This window comes from Actinokineospora pegani (assembly GCF_009745975.1).
Classification (GTDB): Bacteria; Actinomycetota; Actinomycetes; order Mycobacteriales; family Pseudonocardiaceae; genus Actinokineospora; species Actinokineospora pegani.
In genome coordinates this window covers 79,324-98,325 of sequence record NZ_WHOL01000116.1, presented here as the reverse complement: position 1 = coordinate 98,325, position 19,002 = coordinate 79,324, and the positions used below count along the sequence as shown (strand labels likewise).

18 protein-coding genes and 2 tRNA genes are annotated in these 19,002 nt (G+C 72.5%); 10 read left to right on the top strand and 10 right to left on the bottom strand.

The annotated features are described in order from the left end of the window. Window positions 1-4: 4 nt before the first annotated feature. Complete coding sequence (locus tag GCL84_RS23925; RefSeq protein ID WP_156757792.1) at window positions 5-1,096, bottom strand: alpha/beta hydrolase family protein; 1,092 nt, start codon at window positions 1,094-1,096, stop codon at window positions 5-7. 31 nt (window positions 1,097-1,127) lie between these two features. Next, complete coding sequence (locus GCL84_RS23920) at window positions 1,128-1,790, bottom strand: MBL fold metallo-hydrolase (RefSeq protein WP_156757791.1); 663 nt, start codon at window positions 1,788-1,790, stop codon at window positions 1,128-1,130. Between the two features lie 204 nt (window positions 1,791-1,994). Here GCL84_RS23920 and GCL84_RS23915 point away from each other — a divergent pair, with 204 nt between their 5' ends. Beyond that, the gene (locus GCL84_RS23915; RefSeq protein ID WP_156757790.1) at window positions 1,995-2,465 is read left to right on the top strand and encodes a ribose-5-phosphate isomerase; all 471 of its coding nucleotides are present in this window, start codon (window positions 1,995-1,997) and stop codon (window positions 2,463-2,465) included. Beyond that, the gene (locus tag GCL84_RS23910; protein WP_156757789.1) at window positions 2,465-3,274 is read left to right on the top strand and encodes an Fpg/Nei family DNA glycosylase; all 810 of its coding nucleotides are present in this window, start codon (window positions 2,465-2,467) and stop codon (window positions 3,272-3,274) included. Before GCL84_RS23915 ends, GCL84_RS23910 begins: the two co-directional genes overlap by 1 nt. 407 nt (window positions 3,275-3,681) lie before the next feature. Here GCL84_RS23910 and GCL84_RS23905 read toward each other — a convergent pair whose 3' ends face one another. Then, complete coding sequence (locus tag GCL84_RS23905) at window positions 3,682-4,434, bottom strand: hypothetical protein (RefSeq protein ID WP_156757788.1); 753 nt, start codon at window positions 4,432-4,434, stop codon at window positions 3,682-3,684. A 163-nt stretch (window positions 4,435-4,597) separates the two neighbouring features. Here GCL84_RS23905 and GCL84_RS23900 point away from each other — a divergent pair, with 163 nt between their 5' ends. Further along, window positions 4,598-5,122 (top strand): GNAT family N-acetyltransferase, encoded by a 525-nt coding sequence (locus GCL84_RS23900; RefSeq protein WP_197523479.1) that lies wholly within the window; start codon window positions 4,598-4,600, stop codon window positions 5,120-5,122. Between the two features lie 57 nt (window positions 5,123-5,179). On the opposite strand, the gene GCL84_RS23895 is transcribed toward GCL84_RS23900, so the two are convergent. Together GCL84_RS23895 and GCL84_RS23890 are read right to left on the bottom strand one after the other, a co-directional pair. Further along, window positions 5,180-5,509, bottom strand: coding sequence for an NUDIX domain-containing protein (locus tag GCL84_RS23895; protein WP_197523478.1), 330 nt, complete (start codon window positions 5,507-5,509; stop codon window positions 5,180-5,182). A 467-nt stretch (window positions 5,510-5,976) separates the two neighbouring features. After that, window positions 5,977-6,050, bottom strand: a tRNA-Pro gene (locus GCL84_RS23890). Between the two features lie 67 nt (window positions 6,051-6,117). On the opposite strand from GCL84_RS23890, the gene GCL84_RS23885 reads away from it, so the two are divergent. The 4 genes from GCL84_RS23885 (at window position 6,118) to clpX (ending at window position 10,125) form a co-directional block, all read left to right on the top strand. Beyond that, window positions 6,118-6,191: transfer RNA gene (locus GCL84_RS23885), tRNA-Gly, on the top strand. 148 nt (window positions 6,192-6,339) lie between these two features. Further along, window positions 6,340-7,716, top strand: coding sequence for a trigger factor (gene tig, locus GCL84_RS23880; protein ID WP_156757785.1), 1,377 nt, complete (start codon window positions 6,340-6,342; stop codon window positions 7,714-7,716). A 243-nt stretch (window positions 7,717-7,959) separates the two neighbouring features. Further along, window positions 7,960-8,592: an ATP-dependent Clp protease proteolytic subunit gene (locus tag GCL84_RS23875; RefSeq protein WP_156757784.1), complete on the top strand. Its 633-nt coding sequence runs from the start codon at window positions 7,960-7,962 to the stop codon at window positions 8,590-8,592. A gap of 240 nt (window positions 8,593-8,832) precedes the next feature. After that, entirely contained in the window at window positions 8,833-10,125 is a 1,293-nt protein-coding gene (gene clpX, locus GCL84_RS23870; RefSeq protein WP_156757783.1) for an ATP-dependent Clp protease ATP-binding subunit ClpX, read from the top strand. Window positions 10,126-10,924: 799 nt separating this feature from the next. Here clpX and GCL84_RS23865 read toward each other — a convergent pair. The 3 genes from GCL84_RS23865 to fdhD form a co-directional block, all read right to left on the bottom strand. Then, the gene (locus GCL84_RS23865) at window positions 10,925-11,815 is read right to left on the bottom strand and encodes an alpha/beta hydrolase (protein WP_197523477.1); all 891 of its coding nucleotides are present in this window, start codon (window positions 11,813-11,815) and stop codon (window positions 10,925-10,927) included. A 144-nt stretch (window positions 11,816-11,959) separates the two neighbouring features. Beyond that, the gene (locus GCL84_RS23860) at window positions 11,960-13,135 is read right to left on the bottom strand and encodes a CaiB/BaiF CoA transferase family protein (protein WP_156757782.1); all 1,176 of its coding nucleotides are present in this window, start codon (window positions 13,133-13,135) and stop codon (window positions 11,960-11,962) included. Further along, window positions 13,132-13,953 (bottom strand): formate dehydrogenase accessory sulfurtransferase FdhD, encoded by an 822-nt coding sequence (fdhD, locus tag GCL84_RS23855; RefSeq protein ID WP_156757781.1) that lies wholly within the window; start codon window positions 13,951-13,953, stop codon window positions 13,132-13,134. Before fdhD ends, GCL84_RS23860 begins: the two co-directional genes overlap by 4 nt. An 80-nt stretch (window positions 13,954-14,033) precedes the next feature. Between fdhD and GCL84_RS23850 the strand changes: the two genes are divergently transcribed. Genes GCL84_RS23850 through GCL84_RS23840 form a run of 3 tightly spaced genes read left to right on the top strand, consistent with a single transcriptional unit; the run spans window position 14,034 to window position 16,090 of the window. Continuing rightward, on the top strand, window positions 14,034-15,566 hold the full coding sequence (locus tag GCL84_RS23850) for a phytoene desaturase family protein (RefSeq protein WP_156757780.1): 1,533 nt from the start codon (window positions 14,034-14,036) through the stop codon (window positions 15,564-15,566). Next, window positions 15,563-15,859 (top strand): SCO4225 family membrane protein, encoded by a 297-nt coding sequence (locus GCL84_RS23845; protein ID WP_156757779.1) that lies wholly within the window; start codon window positions 15,563-15,565, stop codon window positions 15,857-15,859. Before GCL84_RS23850 ends, GCL84_RS23845 begins: the two co-directional genes overlap by 4 nt. 30 nt (window positions 15,860-15,889) lie before the next feature. Beyond that, window positions 15,890-16,090, top strand: a complete 201-nt coding sequence (locus GCL84_RS23840) for a hypothetical protein (protein ID WP_156757778.1) — start codon at window positions 15,890-15,892, stop codon at window positions 16,088-16,090. A gap of 71 nt (window positions 16,091-16,161) precedes the next feature. Here the strand turns inward: GCL84_RS23840 and GCL84_RS23835 are convergent, their stop codons facing one another. Then, window positions 16,162-16,428 carry a mycoredoxin gene (locus tag GCL84_RS23835; RefSeq protein ID WP_156757777.1) on the bottom strand — a complete coding sequence of 89 codons (267 nt, stop codon included), beginning with the start codon at window positions 16,426-16,428 and terminating at the stop codon, window positions 16,162-16,164. Window positions 16,429-16,586: 158 nt separating this feature from the next. Then, window positions 16,587-18,890: an FdhF/YdeP family oxidoreductase gene (locus tag GCL84_RS23830; protein ID WP_156757776.1), complete on the bottom strand. Its 2,304-nt coding sequence runs from the start codon at window positions 18,888-18,890 to the stop codon at window positions 16,587-16,589. Window positions 18,891-19,002: the final 112 nt, after the last annotated feature.

Genomic DNA, 19,002 nt, shown 5'->3' with positions numbered 1-19,002 from the left:
GCCTTCAGTGGAAGGCGATCTCCGGGTTGTCCGCCGTGGGGCCGTCGAAGACGCCCGGCGGCCCGCCGCGCAGGTGCTGGTCGAGGAACGCCCGGGTGTAGGCGCGGGTCAGCTCCAGCGACCGGGCCCCGGTGAGCGGCATCTCCGGGAACAGGCCACCTTGCTGGGTCAGCAGGTTCAGGTCGGTGAAGGAGAAGTGGTCGGCGCCCGCCGCGGTCAGCCAGCGCTTCCAGCCGGTCAGCTCGGGCCAGGCCGCGTCCCAGCTCGGGTCGGCCACCGAGCCGGGGGAGTGCGCGCTCTCGGTGCCGAACAGCAGGTACGGCCGGTCGCCGACCCCCTCCGCGGGCAGCACGGGCCCGTCCAGGTTCACCCCCGCCCGCACCCTCGGGTCCAGCCGCATGACCGTCGCCGAGGCCAGCCCGCCCATCGAGTGCCCGACCGCCGCGACGCGCGTGCGGTCCACCCACGGCAGGTGCCGCAGGCGGTCGAGGACGAACCCCAGGTCGACGCCCCGGTTGTCGCCGACCCGCACCGGACCGACCTGGTCGATCAGGTCGCAGGCCGCGCAGGGCAGCACGCCCTCGGCGAAACGGGTCGCCAGCGACTCGTAGGCGTGGTCGACGGCGGCGACGACGTAGCCGTTCGAGGCCAGGTCCTCGGCCAGCCCGGTCAGCGTCTGCCGGGGCGCGCCGAAGCCGGGGGAGAGCAGGACCAGCGGGCGCCTGCCCGGCAGCGGCAGCGCGTTCTCCCGCGACCACACGCGGGTCGCGGCCAGCTCGGGCCCCGGCAGCGCGTCGCCGATGCCCGCGTTGTCCACCACGGCCTTCGCCTCGTCCTGGGCGAGGTAGGCCGCCGGACGGCCAGAGCCGGGGACAGCCGGGTAGAAGAGGGTGACCATCAGCCGCCGGGGGCCCGACTCGGGCACCCACGGGTCGGTCCGGCTCAGGTCGACCAACTGGTGGGTGTGCCGCCCGACCGCCGAGTGCCCGGTCGGGTGCGGGAGCGCGAGCCGGGCCGCGGCCTGCGCGGGGACGGCCACCACCGGGGTCAGGACGGCGGCGGCCAGCGCCGCCGCCCACTTCCTCGTTGTTCGCATACCTCGACACTGGCAGCGCCCCGGGTGCGTGTCATCCGTGGTCACCCCTGGCGAGACCCTGGCGCTGGGCGCGGACGAAGGCGAGGTCGACCGGGTCGCCGTGGCCGGGGACGACCACGCGCGGGTCGCCGAGCCTGCCGAGGACCTCGACCCAGGACCCCCGGTCGGCGTCGGGACCGACCTGGGGCGGCCCGCCCTGCTCGACCAGGTCGCCCGCGAACAGCACGTCCCCGACCCGGACGACGAGGTCCCCGGGTGTGTGCGCCGGGCCGAGGTGGGTGATCTCCACCGACCGACCGCCCAGGTCCACCCGCGCGGGATACGCCGCGTCGGGGACCACGACGGGGGAGCGGCGCAGGCGGTCCTCCCGACCGGGGTCGTGGGCCACCCACCCGTCGATCTGGGCCCCGGTGCCGTGCGCGATCTCGGCGACGGCGGCGGGGTGCGCCCACAGGTGGTCGAGGTCGAACGCCGACGTGCCCAGGTAGTGGTCCCAGTGCGCGTGGGTGATCACCGCGGCGCAGGGCAGCGCCGTGACCGCGCGGACGGCGGCGGCGAACTCCGCGCCGAACCCCGCGTCGGGCCCGGTGTCGACGACCAGGCACCGCTCGGTGCCCACGACCAGGCCCAGCGTCAGGTCCAGGTCGGCGTGCCTGCGGGCGAACACGCCGTCGGCCAGCGGAATCCACGTCACCGGACCGGTCTACACCACCACCGGCCCGCCCGGCACCGGGTCCGGAAGCCACCTGCTCGCACGCGCGAGCAGGTCGACGGCCGGGCGCGGAGGCGGGCGGTGCCAGCGGGATGTCGACGCCCACCCCCGCCACCGCCCACCCCGGCGACGTCCACACCCGACCCTCGCACCGGCCCCGCCCGGGCAGGTGGCAGACTCGCCGCCGTGCGCGTCTACCTCGGATCAGACCACGCGGGCTTCGAACTCAAGGCCCACCTCGTCAGCCACCTGAGCGCGGCCGGGCACGACGTCGTCGACGTCGGCCCGCACGCCTACGACGAACTCGACGACTACCCGCCGTTCTGCGTGGAGACCGCGCGCCGGGTCGTGGCCGATGAGGGCAGCCTGGGCGTCGTGCTCGGCGGCTCCGGCAACGGCGAGCAGATCGCCGCCAACAAGGTCGAGGGCTGCCGCGCCGCGCTGGCGTGGAGCACCGAGACCGCGCAACTGTCCCGCCAGCACAACAACGCCCAGGTCGTCGGGGTCGGCGCCCGCATGCACACCGCCGACGAGGCCACCGCCATCGTCGAGGCGTTCCTGGCCACCCCGTTCTCCGGGGTCGACCGCCACCAGCGCCGCATCGACCAGCTCTCGGACTACGAGCGCACCGGCACCCCGCCCCCGCTGCCTGCCTGATGCCCGAGGGCCACACCCTGCACCGCCTGGCCCGGCTGCACCACAAGCGCTACGCCGGGCACCCGGTCGAGGTGAGCAGCCCGCAGGGCCGGTTCGCCGCCGGGGCGTCCCTCGTGGACGGACACGTGCTGCGCCGGGCCGAGGCCCACGGCAAGCACCTGCTGCACGTCTACGACACCGACCTGGTCGTCCACGTCCACTTGGGCCTCTACGGCTCGTTCAGCGACGTGGAACTGCCCGAGACCCCGCCGGTGGGCCAGGTCCGCATGCGCGTGGTCGGCCCCACCCACTGGGCCGACCTGCGCGGCCCCACCCGGTGCGAGGTCATCACCGACGCCGAGGTCAAGGCCCTGCGCACCCGCCTGGGCCCCGACCCGCTGCGCCGCGACGCCGACCCCGAACGAGCCTGGGCCCGGGTGTCGAGGTCGCGCACCCCCCTCGCGGTGCTCCTGATGGACCAAACCGTCCTCGCGGGCGTCGGCAACGTCTACCGCGCCGAGGTCCTCTTCCGCCACGGCGTGCACCCCAAGCTCCCCGGCAACAAGGTCGACCGCACCCTCTGGAACGACATCTGGTCCGACCTGGTCACCCTCATGCGCATCGGCGTCCGCCGCAACCGCATCGACACCGTCCGCGACGAACACCTCCCCCAGGCGATGGGCCGCACCCCCCGCAAGGACCGCCACGGCGGCGAGGTCTACGTCTACCGCCGCACCGGCATGCCCTGCCTGGTCTGCGGAACCGAGGTCCGCACCGAGGTCCTGGCCGCCCGCAACAACTACTGGTGCCCCACCTGCCAACCCGAGTAGCCGGCTCAGCACCCGCCCACGACAGGGCCCTCAGTCCCACAAACCAATCACGCCCACGCCGCGCGACACCAAACCGCGCGACACCAAACCGCGCGACACCAAACCCCGCCACACCAAACCGCGCGACACCAAACCGCGCGACACCAAACCCCGCCACACCAAACCCCGCCACACCACTGGGGGCGTCCCGAGTCCCATTCTACCGGCTTAACTCCATCGGTACACCGAAGTGGATCTTGCCTGTGGACAACTCCGAACCGCTGGTCGGAAGCGTTCTGCCCGCGTTGGCATCCTGGTCTGTGGTGGGACGTGCGCGGTGATGCCAGACCGGTCGCCGCCGCACCAAGGGCGCCACCCGCTCGCCCGCAACCGGGCAGAAACCACCCTTCGGCTTCGGTGATCAATGATCAGAAGTCGAAACCGCCGCCCATGTCGCCACCGCCCATGTCGCCGCCACCCCAGTCGCCCCCGGAGTCGCCGACGTCCCCGCCGCCGTCACCCGCGGCGTCGGCCTGGCCCGCGTCGTACCCGTCCTGCCACGCGCCCGCGTCCGGGATGCCCGCCATGCCCGAGAACATCGCGCTGAACAGCAGCACCGACCCGACACCCCATGCGCCCGCCACCAGCGCGGGCTTCCACCACGGCTCGCTGTACCAGCCCTGCGGCACCGGACGGCCTGCCACGCGCCCGCCCGGGTAGTAGTGCGGCGTGCGGTTCCCCGGTGCGGGGGAGGCCTGGTACTCGTGCCCCTCGACGGTCACCTCGCGGACCTGGGTGACCTTGCCCGCCGCCTGCTGCTCCGGGTCGGCCGGCAGCTCCGGCCCCGGGTCCAGGCCCATCGCCGTGCGCGCGGCCCGCACGTAGTACAGGCCCTCCATCGCCGTCTTGGTCACCAGCTTGCACTGCTCGACGGTCTGCGCCTGCTCCATCTGCGAGCCCGCGGCGGTGTAGCGCTCGGCCGCGTCGGCGATCGCCTGCCGGGACGCCTCGTCGGTGCCGGTCAGGTTCATCACCTGGCCGCCGAGGCGCTCGACCCAGCGGCGCGCCTCCGCCTTGGCGTCGTCGAGCCGCCGTTGTTTGCCCGCGTTGCTGTTGCGCACCACGAGCACACCGGCGACCACCACGGCCAGGATGACCACCACGAGCAAGACCGGGCCCATCGGTCCCTCCCTGTTCCGGAAACCTCTTACACGGACAACGCCGCAGTGCCCCCAGGGTTCCCGGCACTGGCCGAATGTGGACCTGCGCGGACGGATCCCGGCATCCGACGGTATCCCGCCGCTAGTCTTCGCGCATGTTGCATCTTGCACGGGAGAACGCCTGGTGAGGCTGGTGTCGCCGGTGCTGGTCCGCGAGGCCACCGCCGAGGACGCCGCCGCCGTGGGCGAGGTCCACGCCGAGGCGTGGCGCCAGGCCTACCGAGACCTGTTCGAGCCCGACTGGCTCACCCGCTTCGTCGACGCCCGCCGCGTCCGCTGGGACGCCAACCTCAACGATCCGGCGCAGGCGGGCGACACCATCCTCGTCGCCCAGCGCGACCGCGACGTCGTCGCCTTCGCCTGGAGCGGCCCCCACCCCGACAACCCAGCCGACGCCGAACTCCGCGCCTTCTACGCCCACCCCACCACCTGGGGCACCGGCGTCGCCCGAGCCCTCCTCGACGGCGTGGCCGACACCGTCGCCGACTACCGCCGCGTGCGCCTGTGGGCCATGGCCGGAGCCAACCGCGCCCGCCGCTTCTACGCCCGCGAGGGCTTCACCGAGACCGGCCTCATCCGCGAACGCGACTTCGGCGACGGCCGCCCCGTCCTCGAACTCGAGTACGCCCGCCGCCCAGCCACCCCGTAGCGCGCGGCGGGCCGCCGGGAACCCCCTCCCGACGGCCCGCCACGCACTGCGGTGAGGTCAGTCGGAGACCCAGTGCTGCACCCGTTCCCGCACCCCGGCCTCGCCCACCGCAACCCACCGACCGCCGGTCACCTCGCCACCGCGCGGTGCGGCCCGCAACAGCACGGAGAACTCGCCCTCCCCGTCGAGCCCCACCACCCCCACGTCCCCGACAACGACCCCGGTCTGCTCAGCCACCACCCGAGCGGCTGCCTCCACCACGGTCTCCCCGAGCCGAACCACCCCCGAGGGCAACTCCAGCACCCCGTCTCGAGCGACCACCAACACCGACCCGGCCCCGTCAACGACCATCACAGTCGCGACGAGCCCACTCCCGATCATCGTCATGGGCGCAGGAATACCCGCTGGCGCGAACCCCAACCTCAACCACGCGTGAACTCTCCGAGACATCCCCGGTCGGCCCCGGCGCATCGGCCGGGGCCACCTCGTCCGCGACGGCCGGGACTTGCCCGCCGACACGGGATTCCCCGGCGAACCAAGCGAACAACCCGCCAAGCGGACGGGGCTGACCCCGCTCCTCCACGCTGACCCCCGCGCCCGACATCAGCGGATGCCGGTCCCCGCGAAGGCCCGGTCGAAGCACTCGACCAGATTGGGGTTCCGCGCATGTGCACCCCTCAGCGCGGATGCGCGCCGCGAAGGCGTCGGCGTGGCCATCGCCGTCGGCAGCCGCGGCCCGCGCCCGGCCCGCCCTGCTCGCGATGGGTGAGGTGGAGGGGCTTCGCTCGCGGTAGCGCCGACGCGGGGGACCGGAATGCGGAAAGGGGCACCCACCAGCGTGGATGCCCCTTCGGTCGGGCTGACAGGATTTGAACCTGCGACCCTCCGCTCCCAAAGCGGATGCGCTACCAAGCTGCGCCACAGCCCGGGGTCTGCACAGCAACCCTAGCCGCACGCGCTAATCTGTCTCCGCAGCGGCCCGCAAGCCGCCGCACGCGGGCGTAGCTCAATGGTAGAGCCCTAGTCTTCCAAACTAGCTACGCGGGTTCGATTCCCGTCGCCCGCTCCAACCCCGGCTCCATCCGACGGCCCGCCCAGGTGGCGGGCCGTCGTCAGGTGCACCCCCGGGTCTCGACCAGCGCGTGCTCGCCTAGACTCGGGGGCTGATCCCGGCCGCCTCGGCCGGTAACCCCAGTCAGCCGCACGAGGAGATCACGTTGAAGAGCACGGTCGAGCAGCTGAGCCCGACGCGGGTACGGATCAACGTCGAGGTTCCGTTCGACGAGCTCAAGCCGAACTTCGACCGCGCCTACCGCAAACTGGCGGGCCAGGTCCGCATCCCCGGCTTCCGCCCCGGCAAGGCCCCCGCGCGCGTCATCGAGTCCCGGATCGGCCGCGCGCCGATCCTCGACGAGGTCGTCAACGAGGCGATCCCGGCCAAGTACATGGAGGCCGTGACCGCCGGTGAGGTCAAGGTCCTCGGTCAGCCCGAGATCGAGGTGACCAAGCTCGAGGACGGCGACCACCTGGCGTTCACCGCCGAGGTCGACGTGCGCCCCGACATCACCATCCCGGCCTACGGCGAGTTCTCCGTCACCGTCGACGACCTCGAGCTCCCCGACTCCGAGGTCGACGAGCAGCTCGACGAGCTGCGCGCCCGCTTCGGCACCCTGACCGGCGTCGAGCGCCCGGTCGAGAACGGCGACTTCGTCTCCGTCGACCTCTCCGCCACCGTCGGCGGCCAGGACGTCCCCGAGGCCAAGACCTCGGGCCTGTCCTACGAGGTCGGCTCCGGCGAGCTGATCGAGGGCATCGACGAGGCGCTCATCGGCGCGGCCGCGGGCGAGACCAAGACCTTCACCACGACCCTGGTCGCCGGCGAGTTCGCAGGCCAGGACGCCGAGGTGTCGGTGACCGTGCAGACGGTCAAGACCCGCGAGCTGCCCGAGGCCGACGACGAGTTCGCCCAGCTCGCCAGCGAGTTCGACACCGTCGAGGAGCTGCGCGCCGACCTGCGCGAGCGGCTCACCCGGGTGAAGCGGATGCAGCAGGGCGTCCAGGCCCGCGACAAGATCCTCGACGCGCTGCTCGAGACCGTCGAGGTGCCGATCCCGGAGAAGGTCCTCCAGGGCGAGATCGACAACCGCCAGCACGACGCGGTGCACCCGTTCGACCACGACGAGGCCAAGCTCGACGAGTTCCTCGCCACCCAGGACAAGACCCGCGAGCAGTTCGACGACGAGGTGCGCGCCGAGTCGGAGAAGTCCGTGCGCACCCAGCTCATCCTCGACGCCCTCGCCGAGGCCGAGCAGGTCCAGGTCAACGACCAGGAGCTGACCGAGCGCATCGTCTACCAGGCCCAGCGCTTCGGCGTCAGCCCCGACGAGTACGTCCAGCGCGCCCAGCAGTCCGGCCAGCTCGGCGCCATCTTCGCCGACGTGCGCCGCGGCAAGGCCCTGGCCGCCGTCGTCCGCGAGGCCACCGTGACCGACGCCTCCGGCGCCACCGTCGACCTCGCCGAGCTGTTCGGCCCGGTCGAGGACGCCCCCGCCGAGCAGTCCGAGACCGCCGCGGAGCCGGAGCCCGTCAAGTAACAACCTGCGCGACGCGCGGGGTGAACGCTCTTAGCGAAAGTGGGCGGTGTCGGGACGTCGACGCCGCCCACTTTCGTTAACCTCGGTGAGGACCGGACGAGGTCGTGAAGATCCACCCAGGAGGCAGGCTGACGTGTCCCAGCACCACCGGATGGCCGACCCCGCCAGCACCCGGGTCCCGCACCCCGGCACCGCCCTCCGCTGACCCCGCTCGCCGGACGCACGAGAACCAGGAGTAACCCAGTGAGTGACCACCTCCACATCCCCCAGTCCCGGTACGTGCTGCCGTCGTTCGTGGAGCGCACCAGCTACGGGGTCAAGGAGTCGAACCCGTACAACAAGCTGTTCGAGGAGCGCGTCATCTTCGTCGGCGTGCAGATCGACGACGCCTCCGCCAACGACGTCATGGCGCAGCTGATCTACCTGGAGTCGGCCGACCCCGACCGCGACATCACGATGTACATCAACTCCCCCGGTGGCTCGTTCACCTCGCTGATGGCCATCTACGACACCATGCAGTACGTGCGCCCCGACGTGGCCACCTTCTGCCTCGGCCAGGCCGCCTCGGCGGCGGCGGTGCTGCTGTCGGCGGGCACCAAGGGCAAGCGCTTCGCCCTGCCCAACGCCCGCGTGCTCATCCACCAGCCCTCCACCGAGGGCGTCTACGGGCAGGTCTCCGACCTGGAGATCCAGGCCGCGGAGATCCAGCGCATCCGCACCCAGCTCGACACCACCCTGGCCCAGCACACCGGCAGGTCCGTGGAGCAAGTCCGCCAGGACACCGAGCGGGACAAGATCCTCACCGCCGCGGAGGCCAAGGAGTACGGCATCATCGACGAGGTGCTGCCCTACCGCAAGCTGTCGAGCCAGAACTAGGCCGAGCGCGACCCGCGCGCGACCGGACCGGGTAGGAATCCTCCACCCACGGGACCCGCTTTCGGGTTACCGTGGTGGACTGGTTCAGCTCGGACCCGGCCGCGCCGGGTCCGCAGGTTCTCCCGCAGACCAGGGGTCGGCGGGTACCGTCGAGGTGAACGGCCCACCCAGGGCATGTCTCGACGGACGACACACAGCCAGGCGCACCCACAGCGCCGGAGGGGACAGAGGTCAGCGGTCATGGCGCGTATCGGTGACGGCGGAGACCTGCTCAAGTGCTCGTTCTGCGGGAAGAGCCAGAAGCAGGTGAAGAAGCTCATCGCCGGCCCCGGCGTGTACATCTGTGACGAGTGCATCGATCTCTGCAACGAGATCATCGAGGAGGAGTTGGCCGAGGCGGGCGACGTCAAGCTCGACGAGCTGCCCAAGCCCCTCGAGATCCACGAGTTCCTCGACCAGTACGTCATCGGCCAGGGCGACGCGAAGCGGTCCCTGGCGGTCGCGGTGTACAACCACTACAAGCGCATCCAGGCAGGCGACCGGGCGCGACCGGAGGGCCGCGACTCCCGCGAGGAGACCGTCGAGCTCGCCAAGTCGAACATCCTGATGCTCGGCCCCACCGGCTGCGGCAAGACCTACCTGGCGCAGACCCTGGCCAAGCTGCTCAACGTGCCCTTCGCCATCGCCGACGCCACCGCGCTGACCGAGGCGGGCTACGTCGGCGAGGACGTCGAGAACATCCTGCTCAAGCTCATCCAAGCCGCCGACTACGACGTCAAGCGCGCCGAGACGGGCATCATCTACATCGACGAGGTCGACAAGATCGCCCGCAAGAGCGAGAACCCGTCGATCACCCGCGACGTCTCCGGCGAGGGCGTCCAGCAGGCCCTGCTCAAGATCCTCGAGGGCACCACCGCCTCGGTGCCCCCGCAGGGCGGCCGCAAGCACCCGCACCAGGAGTTCATCCAGATCGACACGACGAACGTCCTGTTCATCGTGGCGGGCGCCTTCGCGGGCCTGGAGAAGATCATCCAGGACCGCGTCGGCAAGCGCGGCCTCGGCTTCGGCGCCGAGATCCGTGGCAAGGCCGAGATCGACAACGCCGACTTCTTCGGCGACACGATGCCCGAGGACCTGATCAAGTTCGGCCTCATCCCCGAGTTCATCGGCCGCCTCCCGGTCCTGGCCAGCGTCCGCAACCTGGACAAGGAATCCCTCGTCCAGATCCTCTGCGAACCGCGCAACGCCCTGGTCAAGCAGTACCAGAAGCTCTTCGAGATGGACGGCGTCGAACTCGAGTTCACCGACACCGCCCTCGAAGCGGTAGCCGACCAGGCCATCCTGCGCGGCACCGGTGCCCGAGGCCTGCGCGCCATCATGGAGGAAGTCCTCCAGTCGGTCATGTACGACATCCCCAGCCGAACCGACGTGGCCAAGGTCGTCATCACCGAACAGACCGTCCGCGAGAACGTGAACCCCACGATCGTCTCCCGCCAACCCTCCCGCCGCGAACGCCGCGAGAAGTCGGCCTAGAAGACGCACGTGCACAAGTCGAGGGCCCGGAAGCAGCCACTGCTCCCGGGCCCTCCACTTTCCCGGGTGAAAGTTGTCCACACCCCCCGACACGCCGGGCTTTCTGTCAGACCCCGCCGTTAGCCTTGAATCGGAAAACGGCGCGCGAGGCACCTGGCAGGTGACTGGTGCGCCCCGCACACCCGCCCCTCCGATCCCACCTACCTCAACCACCCCTCAGACACGTCCCACCGCCACCCAGCCGCCCACCCCGACCCCCCGACGCCTCCCGCCCACGCGAACACGCGAGAGCCCGCGAGACTCACCTGCTGGCCCGCAGAGAAGCTGCACGCGCCCGCGCCACCCGAGCACGCCCGGCGCACCCGTGCACCCCCGTGCACCTGCGCACGCCCGGGTAGGGACTCGCCGAAAGCGAGCCCGTGCGGGATCTGGTCGTGGCCCGCTCGCTCCGGCGCGCTTGCGCGGCTCCCGGCCAAGCCCGCGTCCTGAGCGAGCCCGCTCCTGTTGGGCAGGGGGCGTGAACTTTGCCCGCCTCTTTGCCCGCGTGATGCCCCTAGGGCCGCCCGGGGACGATGTGGGCGCCCCCGGGGCAATGCGCCCCCGGGGCAATGCGCCCCCGGGGCAATGCGCCCCCTGGGCAATCCGCCCCCGGAGCAATCCGGCCCAGCGGGGCGCGGGCGGCGGGCACTCCGCGTCTCAACCGGCGATGCGACCGCCCAGCGACGATTCGTGGCCCCGCAGGGGAGCGCTGCGTGATTGTTTCGGGGTGTGAGACGGCGCTCGGGGGAATCGGGGGCCGTCAGGGCTGGGGGGCGCGTGGGGCGTGCTTGCCGAGGAAGGTGAGGACGCCGGGGACGACTTTTCGGTAGAAGCTGTCGCCGTGGCCGCCGGGGGCTGTGTGGGCGACTTCGGGGGTGGCCAGGCGGATGAACTTGCGGGTGCCTGCGATGAAGTGGTCTTCGGTGCCGCACCAGATGCCGGTGGGGGTTTTGTCTATTTTGTCGGTGTTGCGGAGGGGGTCCAGGGCGGCCCACTCGGCGCTGTTCTTGAAGGCTCGGCGGGTGGACATCTCTCGCCAGGACATCAGGAGGCCGGGGGAGATGGCGGCCGCGGCCCTGGTGGGTTGGGCGCGCTCTTGGCGGTAGCGGGCGTAGAGGAGGGCGCCGAAGCCGCCCATGGAGACGCCCGCGCAGGCGAAGGGGGTGCCGGTGGCGTCGGCGAGGCCGCGGGCGCGGAGCCAGCGGGGGACCTCGTCGAGGAGCATGGCCATGGGGTTGTCGCCGATGTGGTTCTCGTGCCAGTAGTTGTTGCCGCCGTCGAGGGCGACGAAGGCGAAGGGGGGCAGGCTGCCGCTCGCGACGCCGTTGGCCAGGCGGGTGGCGAGGCCGCTGGGGAAGGCGCGCCGGGCGCTGCCGCGCAGGCCGTGCAGGAAGAGGCAGACGGGGAGGTTCCTGGCGGGCAGTCGGCTGGGCAGGATCGTCACCATGTCGACTTCGCGCCCACGCGCGGCGGAGCGGATCCGCTCGTGGCGGATCTGCGGCTCGTCGGCCCCCGAGGCGTCGATGAGCTGGTCGAGGGCACCGCTGGCTGCGCCGACGCCGATACCCGCGGTGGCCAGTCCCGCGGCCCCCGCGATCAGCGCGGAACGCCTGCTCAGCAGTCGTCCACGACTGGTCTCCACGCCACCCATGGCGCCCTCCGTGCTCCCCGACCGAGACGGCCCCGCCGTCCTCGACCACTCATCGCGGGAGATGCTCGGAATGTTTCTCGGTTCAGGTCACGCAGAGTGTGCGGTGTGGTGAACAACAAGCGCAACTGGAGCAAAATCGTCGGACTAGATCACCGAGCGTGCTCGAAGATCGGCAAGCTGGTCGGGGGTGTAGCCCAGCCAGGCCAGCACGGCGTCGGTGTGCTCGCCGAGTGCGGGGACCGCGGCCGCCGCCCAGTCCCAGGTCGAGGCGTCGACCGGCGGGCGCAGCATCGGCGCGGTCCCGCCCGGGACCGCGACCTCCGTCCACCGGTCGCGGGCCGTCAACTGCGGGTGCGAGGTCAGCTCGCCGATGCCCCGGGTGCGGGCGGCGGGGACGTCGGCGGCGTCGAGCGCGGCGAGCAGGCCGTCAGCGCTCAGCACGCCGAACGACTCGCCCAACCGCGCGTGCAGCTCGTCCCGGTTGGCCACCCGCTCGGCGACGGTGCGGAACCCCGGCTCGTCGGCCAGCTCGGGCCGCCCCAGCACCGCCGAGCACAACCGCCGCCACTGCCCGTCGTTCTGCACCGCCAGGTGCACCGCCCCGTCCGCGCACGGGAACGGCCCGTACGGCGCGATCGTCGGGTGGTGTGCCCCGTGCCTGCGCGGCTCGCGGCCGGTGCCGTGCGCGTACAGGGCGGGCTGGTGCATCCACTCGGCCAGCGCCTCCATCAGCGTCAGCCGCAGCGTCGCGCCCTCCCCGGTGCGGCCCCGGCGGACCAGTGCGGCCAGGACCGCCGCCTGCAACTGGACCCCGCCCGCGATGTCGGCCACCGAGATCCCGGCGCGGGCCACCGCGTCCCCGTCGCCGGTCAGCGCGACCAGCCCGGCCTCGGACTGGATGAGCGCGTCGAACGCCTTGCGGTCGCTGTACGGGCCGCCCTCCCCGTACGAGGACAGCTCGGCGACGACCAGCGACGGGTGCCGGGCGCGCAGCGTGTCCGCGTCGAGCCCGAGCCGCCGCAGCGCCCCCGGCGACAGGTTGCACAGCACGACGTCGGCCCGCTCGACCAGCTCGGCGACGACCCGCGCCCCCTCGGGCGCCTTGAGGTCGAGGACCACCGACTCCTTGCCGACGTTGGTCCAGGCGAAGTAGCTCGACACCTCCCCGGCCGCCGCGTCGTACTGGCGGGCGAAGTCCCCGCCGCCCGGCCGCTCCACCTTGATCACCCGGGCGCCCAGGTCGGCGAGCAGCCGCGACGCGTACGGCACGGCCACCGCCTGCTCCAGGCTGACGACCAGCACCCCCTCCAACGGCCTCACGCGACCCGCTCCGCGCCCGTGTAGACGTTCATCGCGTCGCCGCGCAGGAACCCCACCAGCGTCATGCCCTGCTCGGCGGCCAGCTCGGCGGCCAGCGACGACGGCGCCGAGACAGCGGCCAACACCGGCACCCCGGCCATCGCCGCCTTCTGCACCAGCTCGAACGACGCCCGCCCGGACACCAGCAGCACCGTCCCGCCCAGCGGCACCAGCCCGTCCTGCAGCGCCTTGCCCAGCACCTTGTCCACGGCGTTGTGCCTGCCCACGTCCTCGCGGACCACGAGCGGCTCGCCCGCCGCGGTGAACAGCCCGGCCGCGTGCAGGCCGCCGGTGCCGTCGAAGACCTTCTGCCGCGCCCGGAGCACGTCCGGCAGCGACGACAGCAGCGCCGGGCTGACCCGGACGTCGTCGCCCGCGGGGGAGAAGCGGGTCTTGAGCCGGACCGCGTCCAGGGCTGCCTTGCCGCAGACCCCGCAGGACGAAGTGGTGTAGAAGTTGCGCTCCACGCCGACCGCGGGCGGGGCGACGCCCTCGGCGAGGGCGATGTCGAGCACGTTGTAGGTGTTGCGGCCCTCGTCGTCGACGCCGTCGCAGTAGCGGGCGATCGCGATGTCGGCCCGGTCGCCGATGACGCCCTCGGTCAGCAGGAACCCGTGCGCCAGCTCCACGTCGTGCCCGGGAGTGCGCATGGTCACAGCCAGTGCCCGCCCGCCGACCCTGATCTCCAGCGGCTCCTCGGCCACCAGCGTGTCCAGCCGTTCGCGGGCCTCCCCGCCCACGACCCGGACCACCGGCCTGCGCACTGTCACCCGTCCCATGGACCCAGCGTAAGCCGCATCGGACACCGATCACGATTCTCACCGAACGGACTCCCGGAACACGGCCTAGGGTTGTCCGGGTGGACCGGTATGACGCGGTGGTGGTCGGCGGCGGGCACAACGCGCTGGTGGCGGCGGCGTACCTGGCCAGGGCAGGCCGGTCGGTGCTGGTGCTGGAACGCCTCGGGCACGTGGGCGGGGCCGCGGTCAGCGCCAGCCCGTTCCCGGGGGTGCGACTCTCGCGCTACTCCTACCTGGTCAGCCTGCTGCCGGACCGGATCGCCGCCGACCTGGGGCTGCGGTTGGACTTGCGGTCGCGGCCGGTCTCCTCCTACACGCCGGTGCGCCGCGACGGCGTGGACACCGGGCTGCTCGTCGAGCGCGACCCGGGGCCCGCGACCGAGGCGTCGTTCCGGGCGCTGACCGGGTCGGGCGCCGAGTTCGCGCGCTGGGGCGAGTTCTACGACGGCATGGCGCGGCTGGCGCGGGCGGTGGCGCCGACCATGCTGGGGCCGCTGCCGAGCCGGGGCGCGCTGCGCGAGCGGGTCGTGGCCGGGGCGGGCGAGCGGGTGTGGCGGCAGGTGTTCGAGCAGCCGCTGGGGCAGACCGTCGAGGAGGCGTTCGCCGACGACGTGGTGCGCGGGATCGTGGCCACCGACGGGCTGATCGGCACGCACACCTCGCTGGCCTCGCCGGACCTGCTGGCCAACCGCTGCTTCCTCTACCACCTCGTCGGCAACGGGACGGGGGAGTGGCGGGTGCCCGCGGGCGGGATGGGGGCGGTCACCGCCGAGTTGTCGCGGGTCGCGCGGGAGGCGGGCGCGAGCATCCGCACCGGCGTCGAGGTCACCCGGGTCGACGTGGACGACCGGGGCGGCGAGGTGACCTTCCGGACCGCGGACGGCGACCAGGTCGCGGCGGCCGGGCACGTGCTGTCCGGTGTGGCGCCCGCGGTGCTCGACCGCTTGCGGGGCAAGGATTCCACGGCCCCGGTGGGGGCGCAGTTGAAGGTCAATGTGCTGCTGTCGCGGCTTCCCCGGCTGCGGTCGGGCATCGACCCGCGGCAGGCTTTCGCCGGGACCCTCCACCTCGACGAGTCCCACACGGACCTGGAGGGCGCCTACCGGGAGACGGCTTCCGGCGCGCTGCCCGAGCGGCCGCCGGGCGAGATGTACTGCCACACGCTCACCGATCCGTCCATCCTGGACCCCGCGCTGGCGGCGTCCGGCGCGCACACGCTGACCCTGTTCGGCCTGCACCTGCCCACCGCGTTGTTCGCCGAGGACAACGCCGCGACGAGGGACACGCTCGTGCGCCGCTACCTCACCGGTCTGAATCGGCACCTGCTCGACCCGATCGAGGACTGCGTCGCCCGCGCGCCTGGCGGTGAGCTGTGCGTGGAGGCCAGGACCCCGCTGGACCTGGAGGCGGAGCTGGCCATGCCCGGCGGCAACATCTTCCACGGCGACCTGGCCTGGCCGTTCGGCGAGGGCTGGGGTGTGGAGACCGACGCGGCGGCGCTGCGGGTGTGCGGGGCGGGGGCCCGGCGCGGCGGCGGGGTCAGCGGGATCGGCGGCCACAACGCCGCCATGTCGGTGCTGGGGGCCGTGTGACGACCTGGAGCAACCGCCGCGGCGCCCGCCGGATCGCGCTGGTCTACCTCGTGGTGGTGACGGCGGTGTTCATCGGTGTCGCGCTGACCCTGGCCCTGCACGACGGCCCGGACGCGTCGTTCGCGCCGGTGCTGGCGTTCGCGGTGACGCTGCCCTCGTCGCTGGTCATCCTGCTGCTGCCGGAGCTGCCCGCCGCGGTGGACGGGATCGTGGGCAGCGCGGCGCTGGTGGCCGCCGCGCTGTTGCAGGCGTGGCTGCTGTGGCTGATGTTCCGCGGTCACCGCGCGCCCTGACGCCTCCGCTCGGCCAGGGACAATGGCGGGGTGATCCGAGTTGTCCCCGCCGAGCGCCTTCGCGTCGGCGACATCGTCCACCTGCACACCGACATCGCGATCGAGCGCATCGAGCTGGCCACGATCACACGGCGGACCAAGGGCTTCAAGTGCACCGGTCACCGGGTGGAGGACGGTTCGTCCTGGTCGTTCGGTGTGCTGTTCGAGCAGCCTGTGGAGATCGATGGGTAGGTCGCACAGGTGAGAGAGAAGCCCCGGCTGGACACCGGGGCTCGTCTGCGTCAGTGGGCTGTCGAGACGGGTCAGTCCACGACGCCCGTACCGGCCAAGGCCTGCTTGACCTGGGCGACCGACGGGTTGGTCTGGGTCGCGCCGCTGGGGTAGTGCAGCGTCGGCACGGTCCGGTTGCCGCCGTTGACGCTCTCCACGAACGGGATCGCGTCCGGGTTCTCGTCGATGTCGACCTCCACGAACGAGATGCCCTCCGCCTTCAGCCCGGCCTTGAGCCGGACGCAGAACGGGCACCAGCTCGTCGAGTACATGGTCAACTGGGTGGGCGCGGACGACATCGGATGCTCCTGGGGGCCGGTGGTGCTGTCTTCGCTTCAACGCCGCTCAGCCGCCCACGATGCCCGCGGGCGTCTGAGTTGTGGATCACAGTCGTGTCCAGTGCGAGCTGTGTGCCCGCGGACCGGGCCCGGCTCGCCCGCGCGGGCGGTGACGCCGTTCAGACCTCCAACCGGATGACGATCGACTTGGAGGTCGGCGTGTTGGACCCCTCGGCCGTCGAGTCGAGCGGGATCAGCGAGTTGGCCTCGGGGAAGTAGGCCGCGGCGCACCCCCGGGCGGTCGGGTAGGCCACCACGCGGAAATCCGCGGCCCGCCGCTCGGTGGTGCCCGTCGGGTCCTCGGCCCACTCGCTGACCAGGGTCACCGCCGTCCCGTCCGGCACGCCGAGCGCGGCGAGGTCGTCGGGGTTGACCAGCACCACCCTGCGGGCGTCCTTGATCCCGCGGTAGCGGTCGTCGAGGCCGTAGATCGTGGTGTTGTACTGGTCGTGGCTGCGCATCGTCTGCAGCAGCAGCCGCCCCTCGGGCACGCGCAGCACCGTCAGCGGGTTGGCGGTGAACACGGCCTTGTCGTCCCGCGTCCCGGTGAACTCGCGGGAGTCGCGCGGCGCGTGCGGCAGCACGAACCCGTCCGGCTGGCGCACCCTGGCGTTGTAGTCCGCGCACCCGGGCACGACCCGGGAGATGTGGTCGCGGATCAGGTCGTAGTCGCGCGCCAGCTCGACCCACGGCACGGGGTGCCCGTCGCCGAACAGCTCCCGCCCCAGCCCGCAGACCAGCTCCACCTCGGACATCAGCATGTCGCTGGCGGGGGCCAGCCGCCCCTGCGAGCGGTGCACCACCGACATCGAGTCCTCGACGGTGACGAACTGGTCGCCCGCGTCCTGGGTGTCGCGCTCGGTGCGCCCGCGCACCGGCAGGATCAGCGCGGCCTCCCCGTGCACGACGTGCGAGCGGTTCAGCTTGGTGGACACGTGCACCGTCAGGGCGCACGAGCGCAGCGCCGCCTCGGTCACGGCCGTGTCCGGCGCGGCGGAGACGAAGTTGCCGCCGACGGCCATGAACACCTTCACCCGGCCGTCGCGCATCGCCCGGATCGCGCCGACGGTGTCGAGGCCGGGCTCGCGCGGGACCGCCACGCCGAACTCGGACTCCAGCGCGGCCAGGAACTTCTCCGGCATCTTCTCCCAGATGCCCATCGTCCGGTCGCCCTGCACGTTGGAGTGCCCGCGCACCGGGCACAGGCCCGCGCCCGGCTTGCCGATCATGCCGCGCATCAGCACGACGTTGGCGATCTCGCGGATGGTCGCCACCGAGTGCTTGTGCTGGGTCAGGCCCATCGCCCAGCACACGACCGTGCGCTCGGACCCGGCGAACAGCCGCGCGACCCGCTCCACCTCGGCCCGGTCGAGGCCGGTGGCGGTGTCGACCTCGGCCCAGTCCAGGGCGCGCACGTGCTCGGCGTACTCGGCGAAGCCCTCGCTGCGGGTGTCGATGAAGTCCTGGTCGAGCACGGTCCCGGGGGCCTCGTCCTCCCAGCGCAGCAGCAGGTTGCCGATCGCCTGGAACAGGGCCTGGTCGCCGCCCAGCTTGATCTGCAGGAACTCGTCGGCCAGCGCGGTGCCCTTGCCCAGCACCCCGCGCGCGTTCTGCGGGTTCTTGAACCGCAGCAGCCCCGCCTCGGGCAGCGGGTTCACCGCCACGATCGTGGCGCCGTTGCCCTTGGCCTCCTCCAGCGCCGAGAGCATGCGCGGGTGGTTGGTGCCCGGGTTCTGCCCGACGACCACGATCAGGTCGGCCTCGGTCAGGTCCGCCAGCGTCACCGACCCCTTGCCGATGCCGGTCGTCTCGGCCAGCGCCGCCCCGGACGACTCGTGGCACATGTTCGAGCAGTCGGGCAGGTTGTTCGTGCCGAACGAGCGGACCAGGAGCTGGTACACGAACGCGGCCTCGTTGCTGGTGCGCCCGGAGGTGTAGAAGGCGGCCTCGCCGGGGCTGTCGAGCCCGCGCAGCGCGTCGGCGACGACCGACAACGCCGTGGGCCAGTCGACCGGCTCGTAGTGCGTGGCCCCCGGCCGCAGCAGCACCGGGTGGGTGATGCGGCCCTGCTGGCCCAGCCAGTAGTCGGTGCGCTCGGCCAGCTCCGACACCGGGTGCTCGGCGAAGAACCCCGGGCCCACCCGCCGCCTGGTCGCCTCCTCGGCGACGGCCTTGGCGCCGTTCTCGCAGAACTCGGCGACCTTGCGGTGCCCGTGCGGCTCCGGCCACGCGCAGCCGGGGCAGTCGAAGCCCTCGCGCTGGTTGAGCAGCCGCAGCGTGCGCGCGGTCCGCACCACGCCCATCTGCTCCACGCCGCGCCGCAGGGACACCGCGACCCCCGGGAGGCCCGCCGCCCAGTCCTTGGGCTCGCTGACGTCCAGGTCGGTCTCGTCGACGTCCTCGGTCGGGGGTTTGCTCACCATGCGCCCATGGTCGCCCCTACCCCCGGCATCGCGCCACCGGCTGTCCACAGGACCGGTCCGGCCGGGTGGGCGCCTGTGGACAACCCGCCTCGACGCCCCGGTCCTGTCGGTC

Coding starts and splice junctions, on each gene's coding strand:
- GCL84_RS23925 (WP_156757792.1), bottom strand. CDS start 1,096: ATGCGAACAACGAGGAAGTGGGCGGCGGCGCTGGCCGCCGCCGTCCTG.
- GCL84_RS23910 (WP_156757789.1), top strand. CDS start 2,465: ATGCCCGAGGGCCACACCCTGCACCGCCTGGCCCGGCTGCACCACAAG.
- GCL84_RS23905 (WP_156757788.1), bottom strand. CDS start 4,434: ATGGGCCCGGTCTTGCTCGTGGTGGTCATCCTGGCCGTGGTGGTCGCC.
- GCL84_RS23895 (WP_197523478.1), bottom strand. CDS start 5,509: ATGACGATGATCGGGAGTGGGCTCGTCGCGACTGTGATGGTCGTTGAC.
- clpX (WP_156757783.1), top strand. CDS start 8,833: ATGGCGCGTATCGGTGACGGCGGAGACCTGCTCAAGTGCTCGTTCTGC.
- GCL84_RS23865 (WP_197523477.1), bottom strand. CDS start 11,815: ATGGGTGGCGTGGAGACCAGTCGTGGACGACTGCTGAGCAGGCGTTCC.
- fdhD (WP_156757781.1), bottom strand. CDS start 13,953: ATGGGACGGGTGACAGTGCGCAGGCCGGTGGTCCGGGTCGTGGGCGGG.
- GCL84_RS23835 (WP_156757777.1), bottom strand. CDS start 16,428: ATGTCGTCCGCGCCCACCCAGTTGACCATGTACTCGACGAGCTGGTGC.
- GCL84_RS23830 (WP_156757776.1), bottom strand. CDS start 18,890: ATGGTGAGCAAACCCCCGACCGAGGACGTCGACGAGACCGACCTGGAC.